The sequence below is a fragment of the Streptomyces sp. NBC_01304 genome (assembly GCF_035975855.1).
Lineage (GTDB): Bacteria > Actinomycetota > Actinomycetes > Streptomycetales > Streptomycetaceae > Streptomyces.
On record NZ_CP109055.1, the window covers coordinates 9,087,812 to 9,106,806 of the forward strand.

21 protein-coding genes and 3 pseudogenes are annotated in these 18,995 nt (G+C 69.5%); 10 read left to right on the forward strand and 14 right to left on the reverse strand.

Annotated features, from left to right (window positions below; genetic code table 11):
* Positions 1-131 precede the first annotated feature (131 nt).
* The gene (locus OG430_RS40430) at positions 132-782 is read left to right on the forward strand and encodes an isochorismatase family protein (protein WP_327357638.1); all 651 of its coding nucleotides are present in this window, start codon (positions 132-134) and stop codon (positions 780-782) included.
* A gap of 87 nt (positions 783-869) precedes the next feature.
* On the opposite strand, the gene OG430_RS40435 is transcribed toward OG430_RS40430, so the two are convergent.
* Together OG430_RS40435 and OG430_RS40440 are read right to left on the reverse strand one after the other, a co-directional pair.
* The gene (locus OG430_RS40435) at positions 870-1,340 is read right to left on the reverse strand and encodes a Rieske (2Fe-2S) protein (RefSeq protein ID WP_327357639.1); all 471 of its coding nucleotides are present in this window, start codon (positions 1,338-1,340) and stop codon (positions 870-872) included.
* Between the two features lie 88 nt (positions 1,341-1,428).
* On the reverse strand, positions 1,429-3,552 hold the full coding sequence (locus tag OG430_RS40440; protein WP_327357640.1) for a prolyl oligopeptidase family serine peptidase: 2,124 nt from the start codon (positions 3,550-3,552) through the stop codon (positions 1,429-1,431).
* A gap of 64 nt (positions 3,553-3,616) precedes the next feature.
* Here OG430_RS40440 and OG430_RS49560 point away from each other — a divergent pair.
* Positions 3,617-3,718, forward strand: a pseudogene (locus tag OG430_RS49560) (HipA family kinase); the annotation flags it as partial.
* 394 nt (positions 3,719-4,112) lie between these two features.
* Here OG430_RS49560 and OG430_RS40445 read toward each other — a convergent pair.
* Entirely contained in the window at positions 4,113-4,586 is a 474-nt protein-coding gene (locus OG430_RS40445) for an Asp23/Gls24 family envelope stress response protein (RefSeq protein ID WP_327359443.1), read from the reverse strand.
* Positions 4,587-5,016: 430 nt separating this feature from the next.
* Between OG430_RS40445 and OG430_RS40450 the strand changes: the two genes are divergently transcribed.
* The 4 genes from OG430_RS40450 (at position 5,017) to OG430_RS40465 (ending at position 7,681) form a co-directional block, all read left to right on the forward strand.
* Complete coding sequence (locus OG430_RS40450) at positions 5,017-5,466, forward strand: STAS domain-containing protein (RefSeq protein ID WP_327357641.1); 450 nt, start codon at positions 5,017-5,019, stop codon at positions 5,464-5,466.
* A 104-nt stretch (positions 5,467-5,570) separates the two neighbouring features.
* Positions 5,571-6,128: a hypothetical protein gene (locus OG430_RS40455; protein WP_327357642.1), complete on the forward strand. Its 558-nt coding sequence runs from the start codon at positions 5,571-5,573 to the stop codon at positions 6,126-6,128.
* A 29-nt stretch (positions 6,129-6,157) separates the two neighbouring features.
* Entirely contained in the window at positions 6,158-6,880 is a 723-nt protein-coding gene (locus OG430_RS40460) for a GAF and ANTAR domain-containing protein (protein WP_327357643.1), read from the forward strand.
* A gap of 84 nt (positions 6,881-6,964) precedes the next feature.
* Positions 6,965-7,681 carry a GAF and ANTAR domain-containing protein gene (locus OG430_RS40465; protein WP_327357644.1) on the forward strand — a complete coding sequence of 239 codons (717 nt, stop codon included), beginning with the start codon at positions 6,965-6,967 and terminating at the stop codon, positions 7,679-7,681.
* Positions 7,682-7,737: 56 nt separating this feature from the next.
* Here the strand turns inward: OG430_RS40465 and OG430_RS40470 are convergent, their stop codons facing one another.
* Positions 7,738-8,025: a hypothetical protein gene (locus tag OG430_RS40470; RefSeq protein ID WP_327357645.1), complete on the reverse strand. Its 288-nt coding sequence runs from the start codon at positions 8,023-8,025 to the stop codon at positions 7,738-7,740.
* Between the two features lie 139 nt (positions 8,026-8,164).
* On the opposite strand from OG430_RS40470, the gene OG430_RS40475 reads away from it, so the two are divergent.
* Together OG430_RS40475 and OG430_RS40480 are read left to right on the forward strand one after the other, a co-directional pair.
* Positions 8,165-8,353: a hypothetical protein gene (locus OG430_RS40475; protein WP_327357646.1), complete on the forward strand. Its 189-nt coding sequence runs from the start codon at positions 8,165-8,167 to the stop codon at positions 8,351-8,353.
* Between the two features lie 183 nt (positions 8,354-8,536).
* Positions 8,537-9,520, forward strand: a complete 984-nt coding sequence (locus OG430_RS40480; RefSeq protein WP_327357647.1) for an acyl-CoA desaturase — start codon at positions 8,537-8,539, stop codon at positions 9,518-9,520.
* A 90-nt stretch (positions 9,521-9,610) separates the two neighbouring features.
* Here OG430_RS40480 and OG430_RS40485 read toward each other — a convergent pair whose 3' ends face one another.
* The 3 genes from OG430_RS40485 to OG430_RS40495 form a co-directional block, all read right to left on the reverse strand.
* Positions 9,611-10,441: a SigB/SigF/SigG family RNA polymerase sigma factor gene (locus OG430_RS40485; protein WP_327357649.1), complete on the reverse strand. Its 831-nt coding sequence runs from the start codon at positions 10,439-10,441 to the stop codon at positions 9,611-9,613.
* A gap of 205 nt (positions 10,442-10,646) precedes the next feature.
* Positions 10,647-11,024 (reverse strand): hypothetical protein, encoded by a 378-nt coding sequence (locus OG430_RS40490; protein ID WP_327357650.1) that lies wholly within the window; start codon positions 11,022-11,024, stop codon positions 10,647-10,649.
* Positions 11,021-11,668 (reverse strand): hypothetical protein, encoded by a 648-nt coding sequence (locus tag OG430_RS40495; RefSeq protein WP_327357651.1) that lies wholly within the window; start codon positions 11,666-11,668, stop codon positions 11,021-11,023. Before OG430_RS40495 ends, OG430_RS40490 begins: the two co-directional genes overlap by 4 nt.
* 205 nt (positions 11,669-11,873) lie before the next feature.
* On the opposite strand from OG430_RS40495, the gene OG430_RS40500 reads away from it, so the two are divergent.
* The gene (locus OG430_RS40500; RefSeq protein WP_327357652.1) at positions 11,874-13,244 is read left to right on the forward strand and encodes a diacylglycerol/lipid kinase family protein; all 1,371 of its coding nucleotides are present in this window, start codon (positions 11,874-11,876) and stop codon (positions 13,242-13,244) included.
* Between the two features lie 76 nt (positions 13,245-13,320).
* Here the strand turns inward: OG430_RS40500 and OG430_RS40505 are convergent, their stop codons facing one another.
* The 7 genes and pseudogenes from OG430_RS40505 to OG430_RS40535 form a co-directional block, all read right to left on the reverse strand.
* The gene (locus OG430_RS40505) at positions 13,321-14,160 is read right to left on the reverse strand and encodes a DUF1206 domain-containing protein (RefSeq protein ID WP_442816765.1); all 840 of its coding nucleotides are present in this window, start codon (positions 14,158-14,160) and stop codon (positions 13,321-13,323) included.
* Positions 14,161-14,241: 81 nt separating this feature from the next.
* Positions 14,242-14,788: pseudogene (locus OG430_RS40510) on the reverse strand (DUF6328 family protein).
* 66 nt (positions 14,789-14,854) lie between these two features.
* Positions 14,855-15,691 (reverse strand): ribonuclease BN, encoded by an 837-nt coding sequence (locus tag OG430_RS40515; RefSeq protein WP_327357654.1) that lies wholly within the window; start codon positions 15,689-15,691, stop codon positions 14,855-14,857.
* 221 nt (positions 15,692-15,912) lie between these two features.
* The gene (locus OG430_RS40520) at positions 15,913-16,272 is read right to left on the reverse strand and encodes an ANTAR domain-containing protein (RefSeq protein ID WP_327357655.1); all 360 of its coding nucleotides are present in this window, start codon (positions 16,270-16,272) and stop codon (positions 15,913-15,915) included.
* 46 nt (positions 16,273-16,318) lie between these two features.
* The gene (locus OG430_RS40525; RefSeq protein ID WP_327357656.1) at positions 16,319-16,675 is read right to left on the reverse strand and encodes a PRC-barrel domain-containing protein; all 357 of its coding nucleotides are present in this window, start codon (positions 16,673-16,675) and stop codon (positions 16,319-16,321) included.
* Between the two features lie 43 nt (positions 16,676-16,718).
* Positions 16,719-17,078, reverse strand: coding sequence for an ANTAR domain-containing protein (locus tag OG430_RS40530; RefSeq protein WP_327357657.1), 360 nt, complete (start codon positions 17,076-17,078; stop codon positions 16,719-16,721).
* A 9-nt stretch (positions 17,079-17,087) separates the two neighbouring features.
* On the reverse strand, positions 17,088-17,357 hold the full coding sequence (locus OG430_RS40535; protein ID WP_327357658.1) for a hypothetical protein: 270 nt from the start codon (positions 17,355-17,357) through the stop codon (positions 17,088-17,090).
* A gap of 928 nt (positions 17,358-18,285) precedes the next feature.
* Here OG430_RS40535 and OG430_RS49565 point away from each other — a divergent pair.
* Positions 18,286-18,408: pseudogene (locus tag OG430_RS49565) on the forward strand (HipA family kinase); the annotation flags it as partial.
* Positions 18,409-18,995: the final 587 nt, after the last annotated feature.

Consider the following 18,995-nt stretch of genomic DNA (forward strand, 5'->3'; position numbering starts at 1 on the left):
GTGCGTCAGAAAAGAATGCGGTCTCTTCCGCCGGTACGCAATGGGGGTTACCCTCGCGCGGATCTCGCGTGCCACCCGTTGCCCACGCGCCGTCCACTCGTCCGCGTGCCGCCTACTCGCCAGGGGGACCCATGCCGTCGACCGAAGCCCTCGCCGAACTCCTCGACCCCGCCACCACCGTGCTGCTCACCGTCGAGTGCCAGCAGGGCGTCGTCGGCACGGAGAGCGCGCTCCCCGAACTTGCCGCGGTGGCCCGCGAGTCGGGGGCCCTCGGCAATGTCGCCCGCCTCGTCGCGGCCGCGCACACCGCGGGCGTACAGGTGCTGCACGCGGTGGCCGAGCGGCGGCCCGACGGACGCGGCGCCAACCACAACGCGCGGCTCTTCAAGGCCGCCGCGCGGCTGCCCGTGCAGCAGCTGTCCGGTACCAAGGCGGTACGGATTGCGCCGCCCATCGAGGTCGCGGAGGAGGACCTCGTGGTGCGCCGGCTGCACGGCGTCTCGCCCATCGCCGGCACGGACGTCGACGCGCTCCTTCGCAACCTCGGCTGCCGCACCCTGATCGTCACCGGGGTCTCGTCCAATGTGGCCGTACCCAACGCCGTGTTCGACGCGGTGAATCTCGGCTACACGGCCGTCGTACCGGCGGATGCCATCGCCGGGGTGCCCGCCGACTACACCCCGGTGCTGGTCCGGAACACGCTCTCGCTGGTCGCCACCGTGCTGACCAGCGACGATGTGCTCACCGCCTGGAAGCACCCGCGCCGGGCCGCCCGGGCCTGAGCGCGCCGCGCGAGCCCATGGCCGGCGCGGCGTGGGCCCGGAACGCATCACGCGAGCCGGCGATGAGCCGGGCGAGCCGGCAACGCGTCACGCGAGCTGGATGGAGTCCCCGGTGACGGTGATCTTGGCGGCGGGCAGTGGCCGGGGTGCCGGGCCGTCCTTCACGCTGCCGTCGGCGACGTCGTACTTGCTGCCGTGACAGACGCAGTTGATGGTGCCGTCGGCGACATCCTTGACCGGGCAGCCCTTGTGGGTGCACTCGGCGGAGAACGCCTTGAACTCGCCGGCGGACGGCTGGGTGACCACGACGCCCTGGTCCTTGAACACCTTGCCGCCGCCCTCCGGGATGTCCGAGGTCTTGGCGAGCTCGCCCTTGGCGCCGCCGGTGGGCGCGGTTCCGGCCTTCGGTTCCTCGGAGTCGCCGCACGCCACGAGGGCGGCCGCGAGTCCGACGGCGCCCGCCGCCGCGACGACGGTGCGCCGGGAGGGCCGGGGCCCGCGCTCCGGCGGCGCCGGTTCCTGCGCGGCCGTCGGTGCCGACTCCTGTGAAACGGTCATGCTGCTCTCCCCTTGACGGTTCAGGCGCTTGCTTCGTCTGCTGTGTCGTACGGGTGGCGCATCGGAGATGTTCAAATCCTCAACGTTTTCAGAGGTTCAACGCAGTCTTCAGGAAGTCCAGTTGGTGCAGCAACAGCGCATCGGCCACACCTTCCCCGTTCGCCGCGTGCGTGGCCGTGGCCAGCGGCAGCACCTGGTGCGGGCGCCCGGCCGCGAGCAGCGCGGCGGAGAAGCGGAACGTGTGGGCCGGCACCACGTTGTCGTCGGCGAGCCCTTGGATCAGGAGCAGCGGCCGGGTCAGCCGGTCCGCGTACGGCACGAGCGAGCAGCGGTCGTAGTGCTCCGGGGTGACATCGGGATGGCCGAGGAACCGCTCCTTCCAGAAGGTGTCGTACAGGCGCTGGTCGGTGGGCGGGGCGCCCGCGACGGCGGCGTGGAAGACGTCCGGCCGGTGCAGCACCGCGCCCGCCGCGAGGAAGCCGCCGAAGGACCAGCCGCGGATGGCGACCCGCTCCAGGTCGAGGTCGGGACACCGCTCAGCGGCGGCGTGCAGGGCGTCCACCTGGTCCTCGAGGACCGGCCCCAACGTGTCGCCGTGGATGGACGTTTCCCAGTCCCTGCCGCGCCCGGGAGTGCCCCGCCCGTCGGTCACCAGGACCGCGAAGCCCTGGTCGGCGAACCACTGCGACACCGTCGCGCTCCAGGTCCGCCCGCGCAGCACCACCCGGTGCCCGGGCCCGGCGTACGGATCGAGCAGCACCGGAAGCCGCCCGCTGCCCGGTGCGTACCCGGTGGGCAGGTACAGGGCGCTGCGCAACTCCCGCTCCCCGAGCCTGAGATGCAGGGGCGCGGCCTTGACCAGAGGTTCTTGGGTGCGTACGGCGATCTGTCCGGTCGCCTTGCCGTCACGCCGGACCCGGACCTGCCGCCCTTCGAAGGTGAGGCTGTCCAGGACGAGGGTGGGTCCGCCGGGCTCGGCGAAGTGCACGCCGGGCTCCTCGCTGATCCGGACGAAGCCCTCGTCGGGAGCGTACGACCACGAATGGACCTCGGTCGGCTCCTCGCTCGCGGTGAACACGACGCGGTCCCCGGCGACGGACAGCACCTCACCGACCTGCAGTCCGTGCGGTGTGCGGGCCTCGCCCACGCGCAGCCCGCGGGAGTCGCCCTCGCTCCAGGGGACGATCAGCGCGCCCGCCGCCGTGCGGGCCGGAGTGCCGGGGAGCTGGTCCGCCCACGCCAAGTCGCGCTGGTGGTGCAGGAGTTCGCAGCCGCCGGTGGCGGGATCGACGGCGAAGGTGCAGGCGGAGCGCTGGTCGCGGGTCTGCAGGGAGATCAGCGGGCCGTGTCCGTCCCAGGCCGCGGTGGTGACGTACTCGAAGGCGGGGTCGGTCCAGACCCCTTCGGGGTGGGTCCCGGCGGCGGGCTCCTCGGGCATGCGTACGTCGGTGCGGGAGCCGTCGAGGCCGAGGATGTGCAGGCTGGTACGGGAGTTGGCGGTGCCGGCCGCCGGGAAGCGGATCGCGCGGGGCGCCCGCTCGGGATGTGCCGGGTCGGAGAGGTACCAGCGCCGCACCGGGGACGTGTCCACGCGGGCGACCAGCAGGGCGCTGCCGTCCGGCGCCCACCAATGGGCCCGGGGGCGGCCCAGGGACTCGGCGGCCGTGTGGTCGCTCAGGCCGTACGTCACGTCGTCCGCCTCCGGCGCCGCGAGCAGCCGGTCGTCCGTGCCGTCGACGCGTACGACGTGCAGCGCACCGCCCGTGACGTACGCGACCAGCGAGCCGTCCGGGGAGGGGCGGGGGTCGACCACCGGCCCCGCGGTGGGGACCCGGACCGGGCCCGGCCCGTCCGCGGGCAGCACCCACAGCGCGCCGCCCAGCGCGAACGCGACCACGCGCGCGTGGCGGTCGACGGCATACCCGACCACGCCGTCGGAGAACTCGCGCGCCCGCTCGCGCCGGATGCGCTCGGCCTCCGGGACCGGGCCGTTCCCGCCGAGCGCCGACGGGTCGGCCAGCATGCGCTCCTCGCCGGAGACGACGTCGTACTCCCACAGGCGGCTCACCGGGTCCTCGCCCCCGGTGCTGCGCAGGAAGAGCACCCGCTCCCCGTCGGGCGAGACCGTGAAGGCACGCGGAGTGCCGAGCGAGAACCGGCGGGTGCGGGCGAACTGAAGAGGAAAGCGATCGATGGGCGCAGACGATTCCATCGCGGCAATGTAGGCAGATCGCCGGCCGATCGAACACCCCCTGCCCCGGCAGTAACCTGGGGCGATGCTCACCGAAGTCACAGCGACGCGCTATGTCACGCCCTTGCGTGAGGGCGGCTCGCTCCCCGGCATCGTCGAGGCCGACGATCTCGGAACGTACGTCATGTAGTCGTCCAGCTGGGGGCGCTGACCTGCGGAGATGCCGCCAAAACCATGGCTGATCTGCGCGGATGCATCTTTCAGGGCGATTCACGTTCGTGCTGGTTCATGCAGCTGATTCTCCCCACGCGCTCCCCCGGAGGGGTGGAAACTCCCCAGATCCTCCCCAGCAAAAGGCGACGCTACCAGCGGAGACGAGGCGAAAACCCCTGCCTGTTGTCAGTACGGTGGGTGATCGCCAGGCGGATATATGACGCCGCCATCTTTGGTTCTCCGGGGCGCGGGTCCCCATGCGGTTGGGGCGAAGCCACCGGCAGCGCGTCTTTTTCGACCTCGAGCGACGAGCCCGCGACACGCGACCGCCGCCCAGTGGTCGCGCGTGTGCGTCGGCGTGAATGGAGCTACTCGACCCGGCTCACGCCGTCGTCCGGCTCGTCGTCGTCCGGCAGGTGCACGTCGTTGACCGCGATGTTCACCTCGACGACTTCCAGGCCCGTCATCCGTTCCACCGCGCCGATCACGTTCTCGCGGACCTCTGCGGCGATGTCGGTGATGCTGATCCCGTATTCCACGACGACCTGAAGGTCGATGGCGGTCTGCTTCTCGCCGACTTCGACCTTGACGCCGCGTCCCACGCTCGCGCGTCCGCCGGGGACCCGGTCGCGCATCGCGCCGATGGTGCGGGTGAATCCGCCGCCCAGGGAGTGAATTCCTGGAACCTCCCGCGCGGCAATCCCAGCAATCTTCTCCACGACTCCGTCCGCGATGGTCGTCTTGCCTTGCAGCTCAGATGCGGCCGGCAGGATCGTGCCCCTGCCGGTGCCGGACTCATCAGGCTTGGCTTTCTGCAGGGTGGAACTGTTCGGCTCCGTCATCGGAAGCCACCTCCTGGGGCGCTCCACTGCCTGGCGTACCCGGGTGGCCGCCGACGGCCGTGTTTCGCCCTGCAGGTCCAAGTTCCTTGCTGGACACCGAATATGCGCGCACGGCGCCACATTCCTTTTCGGCACCCCGGCGTACTCGACTTCTGGCCACCCCGTCGGGACGTTACGGGGACTATGCTCAGCGGTGGACGTCCCAGACCCCGGCGGCTCGTTGTTGCTCCAACGGATGGCTGCGGGTAGCGGATTGCTCGTCCCCTCACCTGACGCATCCCCCTGGGGGACTGGCGGGTTCCTCTTCTACTGGACCGGCCTTCCACCTGCCTCCGCCGTACCTACACCCCGCCGAGAGCACGCCCGGTGCCCGAGAACCCCGGCTCCGTCGTGCTGCAACTGCCCGGCGGGTCTTGCGAACCGAGGCGCCATGGCGTTACCGCAATTGAACGTCTACCGGCACGACCGGAACACCCGGGCCCTGATCACCCTGTCCGGTGAGATCGACCTGGAGTCCGTACCCCTGCTGCGCGAGACGCTGGAGCGATGTCTGCGCGACGGCATCCGCACATTCGACATCGACCTCACCCCCGTCATCTTCTGCGACTGCACCGGCCTCAACGCCTTCATCGAGACGGCTCAGCAGATCAGCACGGCCGGCGGCTCGCTCCAGCTGCACTACCCGCCACCCATGCTGACCCGGATGATCACCCTCGCCCGCTGCACCTTCCTCCTCTCAAGCCCTGCGCCCACCCCGGCAACGGCTCTCCTGCCAAACCCCGTTCCCGCACCCATGTCGGCAACGCTGCCCGTGCCGTGCTTCGAGACGCTGCGCCGCCTCGCCCCCGTCGCGCCTGCCGCCTCGGGCGGTGTGCTGTGAAGGCCCGGCCCGGTCGAGGGCTGTCACGAAAGCCCGGCAGCGAGGGATCTCCCGCCAAGGGCGGAGTGCGTGTACGTCGGGTGAACCGCTGGCTGGCAGAAGACATGCGGGAGGACCTCGCCGACCTGTACGAGGAGTCCTGTGCGGCACCTCCCAGCGAGTCCTTCCGCAGTCGCAGCCGCCTCGAATTCCTGAGCTGTCTCAGTGGCGATGCCCGGCGGCCGGGGTTCGCCATGGTGATCGCGGAGACGGTGGACCTGGCCGGGTGCGCGTTCGGATATCCGGTCCGCAGGGACGGCTCCTGGTGGCTTGGCTTCGACGGCGCACTGCCGCTCAGCGTCGAGCAACTCACCGAGTCCGGCGGTGTGTTCGCGGTCACCCATCTCCTGGTCCGCCCACATGCACAGGAGTTGGAGGTGGCCGGCCGTCTACAGGAGCGGATACTTGCCGATCACCAGGCGTCGTTGGGCGTCACCCTGGTGGCTCAGGGAGATCGTCCTGCTCTCGATTCCATACGGTCCTGGGGATGGCGGGACCTCGGCGACATCTGGCGTCCTGCCGGTCCCACGGTGTTCCGGGTGCTGGTGCTGCCCGTCGGGGAACGGACGACCCAGAGGCTGGAGGGGCTTGCCCACCATGCCTGGACCCGGTGGCCCGGATGAGGTCCAACGGCCGGTCGGTCCGGATCCAGTTGCTGGTCGCCGAACAGGCGGCCCAGCGAGGTGGACGGGTCGGCGTGATGGACGTGTGCACGGCAGCGGTGGTCGCGTTGCCGGTCAGCGGAGCCGGGGTGTCCGCGATGTCCAAGAGTGCGGCGAGCTATCCCCTGTGCAGCACCGACGACATCAGTGAGCAGTTGGAGGAACTACAGCTCACTCTCGGCGAGGGGCCCTGCGTGGATGCCTTCACCCATCAGCGCGCCGTCCTGACCCCAGATCTACGCGCGGCTGAACTGCAAGACTGCTGGTCGGTGTTTGCCAATGCGGCCCTGGAGGCCGGGGCGCGCGCGGTCTTCGCCTTCCCCCTGCAGATCGGTGCGATCAGCCCAGGAGTCCTCGATCTGTACGCCGACGTGCCCGGCACGCTGGACGTGGAGGAATTGGCCGATGCCCTGGCCTTCGCCGACACGGCCACCCTCGTCCTGCTCGGCACGCAGATCGACGCGACAGGAGCACCCCCCACCACGGGCACCGCGCACGAAGACACTGAGGATCTGGGCGGATACCGGGCCGAAATCGACCAGGCCACCGGCGCGCTCATGGTCCAGCTCGACATCGGCATCGAGGAAGCCTTCATCCGGTTGCGTGCTTACGCGTTCGCCCACGAGCTCCGTCTCTCCGATGTCGCCGCCGATGTGGTGGCCCACAGGCTTCACCTCACTGATGACACGGACCCGGGCGATGACGATGGCTGACAACCTCGCGCGGTCCGGCGAAGACGCTGCGCTGCACTTTCCGCCTTGTGGGGGCCGTACTAGAGTCGATCGAGGGTGTGACCGATGAATGAGCAGCTGCTGGCCGAAACCTTCGTCGAACTGGCCGACAACCTGGTCGCCGACTTCGACCTGATCGACTTCCTGCGCCTGTTGACCGACCGGTGCGTGGGCATGCTCGACGTCACCGCCGCCGGCGTCCTGCTTGCCGACCACAACGGTGAACTGCGCGTCATGGCCGCCTCCGACGAGCAGGTACGCCTCCTGGAACTCTTCCAGATCCAAAGCAACGAAGGCCCCTGCCTGGAGTGCTTCCACAGCGGCGTGCCGGTGACCGTGGCGGACTTGAGCACGCAGACCGAGCGGTGGCCGCGGTTCACCGAGGCAGCAGACCTGTGCGGGTTCTACGCGGTCCAGGCCGTGCCGATGCGCCTGCGGGACGAGGTCGTCGGCGCCCTCAATCTCTTCCGCGCCGCCCCGGGTCCCTTCGACCCGCTCGAGGCTTCCATCGCCCAGGCCCTGGCCGACGTCGCCACGATCAGCTTGCTGCAGCAACGCTCCACCCATCGCAGCACCATCCTCAACGAACAGCTCCAGAACGCGCTCAACAGCCGCGTACTGATCGAGCAGGCCAAGGGCAAACTCGCCGAACGCCAGAACATCGACATGGAACAAGCCTTCAGCGCGCTGCGCGGCTACGCCCGGGCACACAACCGGCGCCTGTCCGATGTGGCCCGAGCGTTCATCGACGACTCCGAACCCCTCGCCGGCCTGGACGACTGAACACCGTCGCTTGGCCGAATGTGTCAGGGATCGGTGGCGCGAGGACGAAGTGGGCGTCAGGCCCGGTTGACGCGTCCGGCGACTGCGTGGCCGATCAGGAGGTAAACGAGTGCGGGCAGGCCGTAGTTGACCACGGTGCGCCAGTTGTCGGACTCGATGGTGAACAGGTTGCGCGACCAGCCTGAGAGCCAGTTCGCCGCGTCGTGGATCCAGTCCACCGCGCTGTTGGCGGTGTTCGCGTCGAGGAGGAAGAGGGCGATCCAGAGGATCAGGATCAGTGCTGCGATGTCCGCGATGAGGAGGATAGCCGTCCCCGCGGGGTTTCCGCCGTAGCGTCTGGCCATAGCCAACGACTCGCCCCGATGGCCGAATTGAAACCTGGGAGCGCCCGAATGACTGCCTGATACGGGGGAACTCGGCCGACAGCGACGCAGACCTCGCCAGTGGGTTGGGGCGCATCGCCCCCCTGGCAGGAGTAGGTAGATGCTCGCATTCGCAGCGGCTGTGCTCTTCGTCATCGCCTTCATCATTCACGTCACCGAGACGTCGACCGAGGCGATCTTCAGTCCGACCAGTCTCATGCTCGTCGGACTTGCCCTCCTCGCGCTGCACTCGGGCGGTGTCGGGTCCGGATGGGCTGCCCGGGGCCGAGGCCGTGGACGCCGGCGCTGAGGGAGACGTCCACTGCGACAGCTCCCCGCCCTCCACCCGTTCCACGGCGGCGACCACGCTCTCCCCGGCATTCACGGCATAGCCCCGTCGCCGCGCCAAGCAGCAGAGTGATCGCAACCTTGTCATGGTGAGCAGCCCTGGAGCTCGGCCGCGTCGTCTTTGCTACGAGTCGAGGAGTCCAGGATGTCCCTGCACGCAGAACCCGAGATCCGGCCGGTGCCGCCGAGGCCCGCATACGACGGGACATCGCCCTTTCCCCGTACGGCGCCGTTGCTCCGCACGCCGGGCGCGCGATGGCAGCTGGCGGCGACCGCCGTCATCGTGGCCTTCCCCTTCCTGGCGGTGGTGCTGGCCGGATGGGTGCTGTGGGGCAATGTGCTCGGTCCTGTCGACGTCGTACTGGCCGTCGTCTTCTATGTCTTGACCGGTCTGGGCATCACGGTGGGCTTTCACCGGCTGTTGACCCACCGGAGCTTTACCGCCGCCCCCGCGCTGCGCCTCCTGCTTGGCGTGGCCGGGTCCATGAGCTTTCAGGGAGATGTGATCGGCTGGGTGGCCACCCACCGCCGCCACCATGCCTTCACCGACCGGCCGGGCGACCCGCACTCGCCGTTCCGCTACGGCACCGGCGTGCGAGGTCAGTTCCGCGGCCTGGTCCATGCCCACGTCGGCTGGCTGTTCGCCGGCGACTCCAGCCCGGCCGACCGTTATGCGCCCGACCTGCTCGCCGACCGCTCCACGCGCGCCCTCGCGCGTGCATTCCCTGCCCTGTGCGTGATCTCCCTGGCTCTGCCGTTCGCGATCGGCTGGGCCATCGGCGGCACCCTGCACGATGCGCTGACCGCCCTTCTGTGGGCGGGACTTGTCCGGGTCGCTTTGCTCCAGCATGTGACGTGGAGCGTGAACTCGCTGTGCCACATGATCGGCGAACGCCCCTTCCGCACCCGCCGCCACGACCGCGCGACCAATCTCTGGCCCTTGGCGCTCCTCTCGTTCGGCGAGAGTTGGCACAACCTCCACCATGCCGAGCCCACTTGCGCCCGGCATGGCGTCGACCGCGGCCAGCTCGACCCGACCGCCGCCGCCATCCGCCTCTTCGAACGACTCGGCTGGGCCACCGATGTGCACTGGCCCGACCCCCGCCGCCTGGACGGCCGCCGACAGTGAACCTGGCCCCGCGACGGAGAGCGTCTCGGTCTTCGTGGTGTGGCGAACCCGGGATGCCGGGTCCTGCCTGCCCTCGTACTCGGGCTGACATCAGGAAGCCTTCTGCAGCCCGTCGGTCTCGGCCATCACTTGGTCACGCAGGCGCGCACAAGTGCCGCTGATCAGGCGGGAGACGTGCATCTGGGAGATGCCGAACTGCTCGGCGATGCTGCGCTGTGTCATCTCGCGGAAGAACCTCAGGTAGAGGATCTTCTGTTCGCGTTCGGGCAGCGCCTTCAGCAGCGGCCGAAGGGCTTCACGGTTGACGATCCAGTCGAAGCCGGGCTCGACATCACCAAGAGTGTCGGCCAAGGTACGGCCATCCGCGGAGAAGACGGGCCCCGCATCCAGTGACAGCAGGGCGAAGCTCTCCAGAGCCCCTTGTCCAAGGCGCACCTCGGCCTCGGTCAGGCCCGTGTACGCGGCGATCTCCTGGATCGTGGGCCCTCGGGAGTCGAGCGAGCAGCCCATTTCCCCGCTCGCGGCCCTGACCTTCATGCGTAACTCCTGTACGTGTCGCGGCACATGGACCCCCCAGAGGCCGTCCCGGAAGTGCCGTTTCATTGCGCCGAGGATCGTCGGTATGGCAAAGCTTGGAAATGCGGCACCGCGCTCCGGGTCGAAGCGGGAGACCGCCTTGACCAGGCCCAGGTGGGCGACTTGGACGAGGTCTTCGAAGGATTCGCCTCGATGCTGGTACCGGCGGGCGAGGCGTACGGCCATCGGCATCCAGACACACACCACCTCCTGCTGCAGCGCGGACTTCTCCGGGCCGTCGGGCAGGGCGGCGATACGGGCGAACGCGGCGGTGGTGTCCGGGCTGTCGTCGTGGGGGTGGGTGCGTCGTGCGCCGCGGGTGCTCTGCGCGGGTGTGTACGTCATGGGCACGTGTCTCCCCGGTCGGTGGTGTCCCTCACCGTGGGAGCGTGTGGACCGCGGCGCGCTGGGGAGCAGCGTCAGCTGCTCCCACGGGCGTGCCTCCGGTCTGAAGCACGACGGGCGAGTTCCCCCGTGTGGCGCACTCAAACGGGCTGCGCCATATCCTCCGCGGGCCAGGTGGACTCCTCGGACGCGGGGTGGACCCGGATCAGAGGCGCAGGAGTCGTTCGGCGAGGCTGCGGTATTCGCGCAGTGCGGTACGCAGGTCCTCGGTGACGGAATCGCCGGTCGCGTCTTGCCAGGACTCGCGCATCATGGCGTGGCGCTCGCCGAGGATCTGGCCGACCTTGGCGATGAGTTCACCGAGCAGCGCGTCGGCTTCCTCGACCGCGGGCCGTGGTGCGTCCACGAAGCCGTTGACGGCGTGATGGAGGCGCAGTTGCAGCTTGTCGCACTCCCCCGGCGGGAGTGCCGTGCCGGGCTCCGCGGCGGGAGTGGGCTGCCGGGGCTCCGACATGGACATGGGTTCCTGAGGATCGGGCCTGCGCGCGAACTGCGGGGGCTCGGGTTGCTGGGGCTCGGTCACGGTGTGCTCCCTCGGCTGGTGTCGCGGCGCCGCAGCGTCCCCCAGGGGCGCCGCTCGGGCTCGTCGCTGTCGTCTGTATCCGCGTCGTGATGGGTGTCCGGGTCCCCGGGCCGCTCGCCGGCAAGGTCGTCGTAGAAGGCGCGGGCGTGCACGAAAAGTTCGCGCAGCTCCTCCGTATTGGCCTGGCCTTTGTCAGTGCGGTGGACGGCCGCGTGCAGGCGGCGGTAGCTCTCCAGGTGCTGCGGGTGGTGCACCGAGAGAGCGGCGAGCTGCTCCCGGTACGGGTCGGCTGGGAAGCCGTGCTCGCGGGCGAGCCCGCTGAGGATCCCGTCGGCATGGGCCGCCGCCTTGGCGGGGTCGTCGACGAACTCCTCCTGGGCGTAGGACCATTCGGCGGCGTACTGGTCGTATGCCTCGGCCGTCAAAGGGTGGATCTTCAGGTTGCCGTGGCGGTGGATCCGGCCGTCGAGGTCCTTCTTGGCCGCTGTGGTGTCGCCGTCGTACTGGGCCACGGTGCGCTCGTACTCGGGGCCGAAGCGGCGGCGCAGTCCGCTCGCGCCCTTGCCCACGAGGAACTTGACGGCCAGCAGACCGGCGATGAGGACCACCACCACGAGCAGGGCGATGAGGAAACCGGTGGACATGGTGTGCCTTCCGGTGGATGAGCCCGCACGTCGGGCTGTGCACAGTCGGGTAGCCGCGGCCGGCGGCACCAAACGGAACGGCCCGGCGGAGGTCTCGTACGGCATCCGCATGACAGCTGGACGCCTGCACCCGGCAGCACCTCCGAGAGCACAGCAGGCGGACGGCCGACCGCGTGTTCGTCGTCGTGGCGGGTACCCGGCGGGCATGAGAGACCTCCGCGTACCCGGCACACGGCACGTCGCACAGATAGTCTCGACCCACCCCTGGCTACCGTGGCTGACCGGTGCGGCCGCCATGGCCGCCTCCGGCAACCCCCGTGCACGTCGCGCCGCCCTGCGCGGTACCGGCTCACTGGCCTTGGCCTCCGCCGCCGCTGCCATCACCGCCAGGTCGATGTCGGGCCGACCGAGTTCCGAGCAGTACCTCACGAAGGCGCCCCCCTGCGGGCACTCGGCCGCTGCCGCTGCTTTCGTGACCGCCGCGGTGCTGGAGTCGCCCTGGCCGGGAGCCGCTCTCACCCCCCTCGCCGCCGCAATAGCCGCTGCCCGCATCGGCCCTCGCTCGCCGGCCGCCGTCATCGAAGGCGTCGCGGTCGGAATCGGCATGGCGGTGGCCACCTGTCGCTGGTGGCCGCTGCACGTGGACCAGCCCGCCGACGCCGCCCGGCCGAACGTCCCCGTGCCCGCGCTCCCCGCAGGACGCGGGCTGATCGCAGTCGTCAACAACGGCGCGGGCGGCGACACCCCGGCAGAGGCCGAACTGCGAACTCTCTTGCCGCAGGCGGAGATACGAGTCTGTGACAGTGGCGTCGATCTGCATCTGGTGCTCGGCCAGGCCGCCAAGGACGTGCTCGCCCAGGAGGGTGGTGCGCTCGGTGTGGTCGGCGGCGACGGGACGGTCAACGCGGCGGCGGTCCTGGCCGCCGAGAGCGGACTGCCGCTGGCCGTGTTCCCCGGCGGCACCCTCAACCACTTCGCCACCGATCTCGGGCTGCCGACGCTCAAGTCCACCGCGGATGCCGTGGAGGCGGGCTGCGGCGGAGCCGTCGACCTCGGCCGGGTCACCGGCGACGGCCCCGGCATGTACTTCCTCAACACCTTCAGCATCGGCGTCTACGCCGAACTCGTCCGGGCCCGCGAAGCCCGCGAGGCACGCCTCGGCAAGTGGCCCGCACTCTGCACGGGCCTCCTGCGCGTCCTCGCCGACGGCGCACCCAACGAAGTCAACATTGACGGGCAACGCCGCCGACTATGGCTGCTCTTTGCCGGCAACAGCCGCTACGAACCGGCCGGTTTCGCCCCCTCCTACCGCCGCAGCCTCGACGACGGACTGCTCGACATCCGCATCGTCGACGGCAGGCACCCCTTCGCCCGCACCCGGCTGATCACCGCGTTCCTCACCGGAACCCTCGCCCGGTCCCGCGTTTACCAGGCCACCACCGCGACCCGGCTGCGTATCGACGCAGTGGGACCGATGGGGGACTACACCCGCGACGGGGAAGTCAGCCCAAGCGCCGGCACTCTCATCCTCGACAAGTCGCCGCGTGCGCTGACCGTGTACCTGCCGGCGCCCTAGTGACTTCGTGCCTTCGACAGGCCGGGCCACGGAGCCGGTCCGGATCTGTGCACCCCAAGCTGGTTGAGGGATGTTTTCACAGGCGGCGCCAGCGCGCGGAGGCGAAGGAGAAGACGCCGAAGAGGATCAGTCCGATCGCGACGGCGACGAGCAGCCACGGCCCGATCGGGGTCTGGGTGAAGCTGCGGAGTGTGGCGTCGACGCCTTTGGCCTCGTCGGCGTCGAACTGGATGGCTGCGATCAGGATGAAGATGCCGGCCGCTGCGAACACGATGCCGCGGGCCACACCACCGCCGATACCAAGGCCGGTGACGATCTGTTGCGTGCGGGGGGACATGGCGGTGGTGTCGAGCTGTCGCAGGAATTTACGCATCGCCGCCCGTGCCGCGAGCACCACGCCGATACCGATCAGGAGGCATCCCCCGGCGGCGACCAGCACCTGGCCGTAGGCGAGTTTCAGCACGGAGGCTGTCCAGTCCTTCGACTTGGCGTTGCCACTGGAGCCCTGCCCGCCGCCTGCGGCGTAGATGGCGGTGGCCCAGCAGATGAATCCGTAGAACAGCGCCCGGCCACCGTCGAGGAGCCGCGAGGGAGTCTTCCGGTGCGGGCCCCTGGCCAGGACCGCTCGGGAGGCTCGCCACAGCGCCATGGAGCCGAAGCCCACGGCCAGCACCCACAGCATGATCTTCCCGAAGGGCTGCTCGGCGATCTTCGCCAGCGCGCCCTGCCGGTCTGCCGACTTCCCGCCGGTGCCCACGGCCATCTGTACGGCCAGGGCGCCGATGAGGACGTACACGACGCCGCGCGCCGCGAACCCCGCCCGCCCTGCGGCGGACAGCGTCTGATCCTCCGCGGAGCGCCGGGTTGCGGCGCCTGCGGTCCGCCGCTTCCCGCGTGCTTGAGATGACGCCACGATGTCCTCCCCCAACGGTGGGTGCGAGTACATGCCCGCCGTCCACGAGTTCCCCTGGCCGCCAGTTCGATGCGCTCGGCGTCACTAGGGGACCCGCGGCACTTCTCGGCCTGGGTCTACTGCCGGGGAGCAGGCTGCCCGGGCCGCGGCTCGCGCGGCGTGCCTTCTGACGAGCTGCGGCAGCAGCCCCCACAGCCCGCCGCACACCAGCACCGTCGCACTCCCCGCGACCGCTCCCTCGACCCGGCCGAGCACGACGTCGACGACGAGCAGCACAGAACCGGTCATGGCCAGCATCAGCACGCTCATGCCAGCCCCGGCCAGGCGCGAGGAGGTCCGTACGATCTCGGGCTTGGCCCCGCGCTGGAACAGCGTGCGGTGCAGCGCGGCCGGCGTGGTGAACAGGTCCGCCGCGAGCACGGCGAGCAGCAGCGTGGTGATGTATACGGCACGCTGGGGGGTGTCGAGGGTGGCGAAGCGGGGGTGTGAAGGCCAGGGTCAGCAGGAAGGCGAACAGGAATTGGACCCCGGTCTGGATGATCCGCAACTCCTGGAGCGGTTCACCGTAGTTGCGGTCGGCCTGTTCCAACTTGGTCTCGTCGCGCGGCGTACGGGACGCCTTCTCGGCCATGTCCAGGTGAGTTGCCCGAAAGCCACGGATCAGTCGCGGATCGGGGAGGTCCACGTTGTGCCGGCATCAGGTTCGTCTCTGCGTCCGCTGCCGCACGGCATGGGCCAAGCGGGGCAGTTCCTCATGCAGCACACGACCGGCAAGCGCCCCGCCGAAGACGACGACACCCACGCCGACCAGCCAGGACTGGATCACCAGGACGGTTCCGAAGGGGCCGTACGTAACGACGCTGGAGGCGATCAACGGCGAGAACACGAGGCGGGAGAAGACCCGCAGGCCGAGAAGCCCGAGTGCCGTGGCCACCGCGCCGGGCAGCAGGGCATGCCATGCGATCCGACCGCCGAGGAGGATCCGTTGCGACCACCAGAAGAACAGGACGGTGCTCAGCATCGCGGCCAGTGTTCCGACCTCCGAGTGGCGCCACAGGGTGGTGGTGGCCGACAGGTAGAGGAAGCCGATGAGTACGGCGAGCCACAGCACCTGCCGCCACCGCGCGTACCAGCGGGCCGAGGCCAGCTCCCAGACCTTCTCGTAGCCGGTCTGCATCACCGCTGCGAAGGACAGCCCGAAGACGGCCAGGGCGGCGAGACCGAACGCGGTCGTGGTCTGCAGCACCTGCCCGGGCCGGGAGAACAACTGCCGGATGTGTTCCCGGGCGGCGATCGACACACCGAGCCCGTCCCCCAGCCACGTCGCGAACCCCCGCCCACGCTCCGGAGCGGTCGCGGAAACAACGATCAGCAGCGGCACCAGAGCAAGGAATCCCAGCGCCGCGAACCCCAGGGCCCGAGGCCCCAGTTCGACGTCGCCACTCCGCCTCCAGCCCCGCCCGGCCGGCGAATCACGGATCGCACGGCGCAGCCGGATCACAGGAGACGAACGGTCCGCGGCATCGGAAGACATCTTCGGCATGCCTGTCGACTACCACCGCGGCGAGGCCGCCGACAGCCCCGGCTCCGGTATCGTCGGTGGCGAGCCGTCCGGGCCCTTCCTCAGCCGTCGGTGAGGGTTTGCGATCCGCGAGGCGGGCAACCCGACAGGGGCGTTCGACAGCCGGCGGCGGACGAAGGCACCGGCGAGTTGGAACAACAGCTCCCGGTGCCGCTTCTTGAAGCCGTCAACCCTCATGCCCGGTCGGCCGCGTGGAGGCGCCGCAGCGCCCGGCGCAGCTCGCGCCGGATCTGTTCGGGGAGCGGCTCGCCCTCGGCCGTGGCGACCAGGGCCTCTGCCACGTCCCGGAGTTTGACGTTGCAGTGCTGCGAGACGTCCACCAGCAGGCCCCAGGCCCGCTCAGTGGAACACGGCGCCAGGACCGTCACCATGCCGCGCGCCTGGTCGATCACGGAGCGGCTGGCCAGGGCCCGACTCAACTGATCCTTCGCGGCGCGCAGTTCGACGACTTCCGTGAGCAGGGCGGCCGTCCCCGGCGCCGGTACATGTGCCGAGGCCCGCTGGACTTCATGGGGTGCGATCGCCTGATGCATGCTGCGTACCTCGCAACGCAAGTCATGGTGGCCCGGGCCGAACGGTTCAGCGGCGGGCAAGTTGCCGCTCTCCCGCCGCGCCGGGCTGATAGGCCAGGCCGTAGTGCTGGAAGATCGCTGCCTCTTGCCCGGCGGGCAGGATGTCGTCCGTGCCGATCGAAGGCGCCTTGCCCACCAGGGACTTGGCGTAGGGAACCTTCAGATAGTCGGGGCCTGCGGTCGCCTCGTCGAGCGGGACGAAGAGCAGCCGGTGCCGGGTCGGCAGCCCGGTCCGCACGGTGGCCATGGCGGGCTCGTCGGTGGTGGTGTCCACATAGACCGCTTCGAGAACACCGATCTTGTGCCCTTCGCGGTCCACGACCTTGCGGTCGCGCCACTCGCGGACATCAGCTGTCTTGATCATGACCTGCCCCGATGGAGGTTTGGCCTGCGGGCGGTGCGGGGGGTCATCGGCGCTCTGCCGCGTGAAGACGCCGCAGCGCACGGCGCAGCGCCACGTCCAGCTGTGTGGGCAGCGGGTATCCGTCGGAGGTGGCCACCAGGCCGACGGCGACTTCGCGGAGTTTGAGATCGCACTGCCGTGCCATGTCAACCAGCAGGCTCCTGGCCTCACCGCGGGAGCACGGAGCCAGCGCCATCACCATGCCGCGCGCCTGGTCGATCACCACGTGGCTGGCCAGGGCTCGCCGCAGAGTGTCGTTCTCCGCCCGGAGCATGACGATGGCGGGCGCCAGGTCCACATGCCCCCAGACCACGTCGGCTTTCAACGCCCATCGCTCTTCTCGTGTCCTGACCGTCCGGTTCATGACGCCTGCCTATCCGTGCTGTTGTCGGTCGCGGCGGTCCTGGCGCATCCAGCGACCTCGGCGCTGGCGCCGGTAGCGGCGGTCGAATCGTTCCTCGTGATCGCGGTCGTCCCGGTACTGCCCGTACTCGGAATCACCGCCACGGTGCCGTCTGCCGGCGCCGCCCAGGCCGAAGTAGAGGTACCCGAAGATCAGCACGGCCGCGGCCAGCCACCACAGGGCATCGAGGAAGCCCAAGGCGAACAGGATCATGACGACGACGGCGAACAACAGGATCACGGCGGGCCTCCCGAAGCGAGAGAGTCCCTGCTCAGCGGGATCTCCTCCGCTCAGGCGAAGCCGAGAACCGGAAGAAGGCGAGAGCTCGGGGAATGGTCATCGCTGCCGGGGGCCGGGGCTTCACTCCACAGCGTAGTCCTGCCCAAAGGTTCCAGATACCGTCCGACGTCAACGCTTACCTTCCGGCGTAGATGGCCACTTGGCACCTGTCCGGCAAAAACGGCAGCGGCTAATCTCCACGATGCCGCCCCGGCCCCCGGCAGCGCCGAGCAGCTATCGCGCCCCGCACGGGAGCGCACCCTGCGCATCGGCCCCGGAACCCCACCGCGTCCCGCACGTGCCTCCTCGCCGTCGCCACGCCGTCCGGCCCAGCCTCCATGCGCCCCGTGCGGGCAGCAACACGCTGACCGCCCCATCGCACGCTTCTCGACAGCAGGCGATACGCATGTACGCGCTTGTCCTTCTGGTCCCCTTCGTTCTACTCGGTACCGTGATGGGCCTGTCCTGGTGGGAGGACAAGGTCCTACCAGCGACCGTGCGGAGCGAAGCCCCCGCCGAGGCTCCGTTCGACCCAACGGCCTCGGCTGCCCGTCCAGAACTCCCGGCGGATATCGGTTCGTTGACAGGAGACAGTGCCGGGCGTTGACTCACAGCACGGCGTAGGGCAATGCTCGCTCGAAGGTGGAGTGGATCGTCTGAGGCGTCTGGTCCGACCGTTGTCCCACCTTCTTGGGGTGGGAGAGGGTCAGGTGTAGCGAAGAGGTCAGCTCCGTGCCCGGGCCCCGTGCCGCCCTGACGTCACGGGCGACCTCGGCTGAAACTCCCCAGATACTCCCCATTGTCAACGCCTGTCCCCTTGTGAGGCGGTAGGCAATTCCCGGGGCGTACCTCGGGTTACCGGGCTCTGTCGGCCGTATAGCCTGGGAAAATGCTCACGGAAGTAACTGCTACCCGCTATGTCACACCCCTGCGAGAGGGTGGATCTTTGCCCGGTTTGGTCGAAGCATCCGACTTGGGCACGTACGTCATGAAGTCGTCCAGCTGGGGGCGCTGACCTGCGGAAATGCCGCCTGCGCCATGGCTGATCTGCAGGGATGCGTCTTTCAGGGCGGTTCATGTTCGTGCAGCGTTATGCAGCGGATCCTCCCCACGCGCTCCCCAGAGGGGGCGCAAACTCCCCAGATCCTCCCCAGCGAAAGCCGCCGCTACCAGGGGCGAGGCGGCGCAGTCCCCTGCTGTTGTCAGCACGCTGGGTGATCGCCAGGGGGTATGCGGGAGCCAGGGCCTTACGCGTCGTCGACTCCTGGCCTGCCCCGGCCCCATCCTCAGCAGTGGAGGCTGGCCCGTACCGACAAGCCTCGCTGTTCGAGCTGCAGGTTCTCCTTGATGCGGTCGCCCCGGACCCGTGATCTCGACCGGCGGGTCCAGGGCGACCCTTCCGTGTGCGCCTCTGGATATCGCCGGTCCGCGTAAGCCTCCGGCAGGGTGGGTGACTTTTAGGGACCGGACGGCTACAACGTGCAGTCGAAATTCGGTCATCCTGCGTGAAGCTCGGGCGCATTTGCAGGCTGCTACCTCATCCTGGAGCGTTCGTCACCACGCGGAGGGGAAACGATGAACGCCTTGCGTCGCCATGCT

Bases quoted from the DNA above. Each gene is read 5' to 3' on its own strand.
- OG430_RS40430 (WP_327357638.1), top strand. From the start codon at position 132: ATGCCGTCGACCGAAGCCCTCGCCGAACTCCTCGACCCCGCCACCACC.
- OG430_RS40435 (WP_327357639.1), bottom strand. From the start codon at position 1,340: ATGACCGTTTCACAGGAGTCGGCACCGACGGCCGCGCAGGAACCGGCG.
- OG430_RS40440 (WP_327357640.1), bottom strand. From the start codon at position 3,552: ATGGAATCGTCTGCGCCCATCGATCGCTTTCCTCTTCAGTTCGCCCGC.
- OG430_RS40445 (WP_327359443.1), bottom strand. From the start codon at position 4,586: ATGACGGAGCCGAACAGTTCCACCCTGCAGAAAGCCAAGCCTGATGAG.
- OG430_RS40450 (WP_327357641.1), top strand. From the start codon at position 5,017: ATGGCGTTACCGCAATTGAACGTCTACCGGCACGACCGGAACACCCGG.
- OG430_RS40455 (WP_327357642.1), top strand. From the start codon at position 5,571: ATGCGGGAGGACCTCGCCGACCTGTACGAGGAGTCCTGTGCGGCACCT.
- OG430_RS40465 (WP_327357644.1), top strand. From the start codon at position 6,965: ATGAATGAGCAGCTGCTGGCCGAAACCTTCGTCGAACTGGCCGACAAC.
- OG430_RS40470 (WP_327357645.1), bottom strand. From the start codon at position 8,025: ATGGCCAGACGCTACGGCGGAAACCCCGCGGGGACGGCTATCCTCCTC.
- OG430_RS40475 (WP_327357646.1), top strand. From the start codon at position 8,165: ATGCTCGCATTCGCAGCGGCTGTGCTCTTCGTCATCGCCTTCATCATT.
- OG430_RS40480 (WP_327357647.1), top strand. From the start codon at position 8,537: ATGTCCCTGCACGCAGAACCCGAGATCCGGCCGGTGCCGCCGAGGCCC.
- OG430_RS40485 (WP_327357649.1), bottom strand. From the start codon at position 10,441: ATGACGTACACACCCGCGCAGAGCACCCGCGGCGCACGACGCACCCAC.
- OG430_RS40495 (WP_327357651.1), bottom strand. From the start codon at position 11,668: ATGTCCACCGGTTTCCTCATCGCCCTGCTCGTGGTGGTGGTCCTCATC.
- OG430_RS40500 (WP_327357652.1), top strand. From the start codon at position 11,874: ATGAGAGACCTCCGCGTACCCGGCACACGGCACGTCGCACAGATAGTC.
- OG430_RS40515 (WP_327357654.1), bottom strand. From the start codon at position 15,691: ATGTCTTCCGATGCCGCGGACCGTTCGTCTCCTGTGATCCGGCTGCGC.
- OG430_RS40520 (WP_327357655.1), bottom strand. From the start codon at position 16,272: ATGCATCAGGCGATCGCACCCCATGAAGTCCAGCGGGCCTCGGCACAT.
- OG430_RS40525 (WP_327357656.1), bottom strand. From the start codon at position 16,675: ATGATCAAGACAGCTGATGTCCGCGAGTGGCGCGACCGCAAGGTCGTG.
- OG430_RS40530 (WP_327357657.1), bottom strand. From the start codon at position 17,078: ATGAACCGGACGGTCAGGACACGAGAAGAGCGATGGGCGTTGAAAGCC.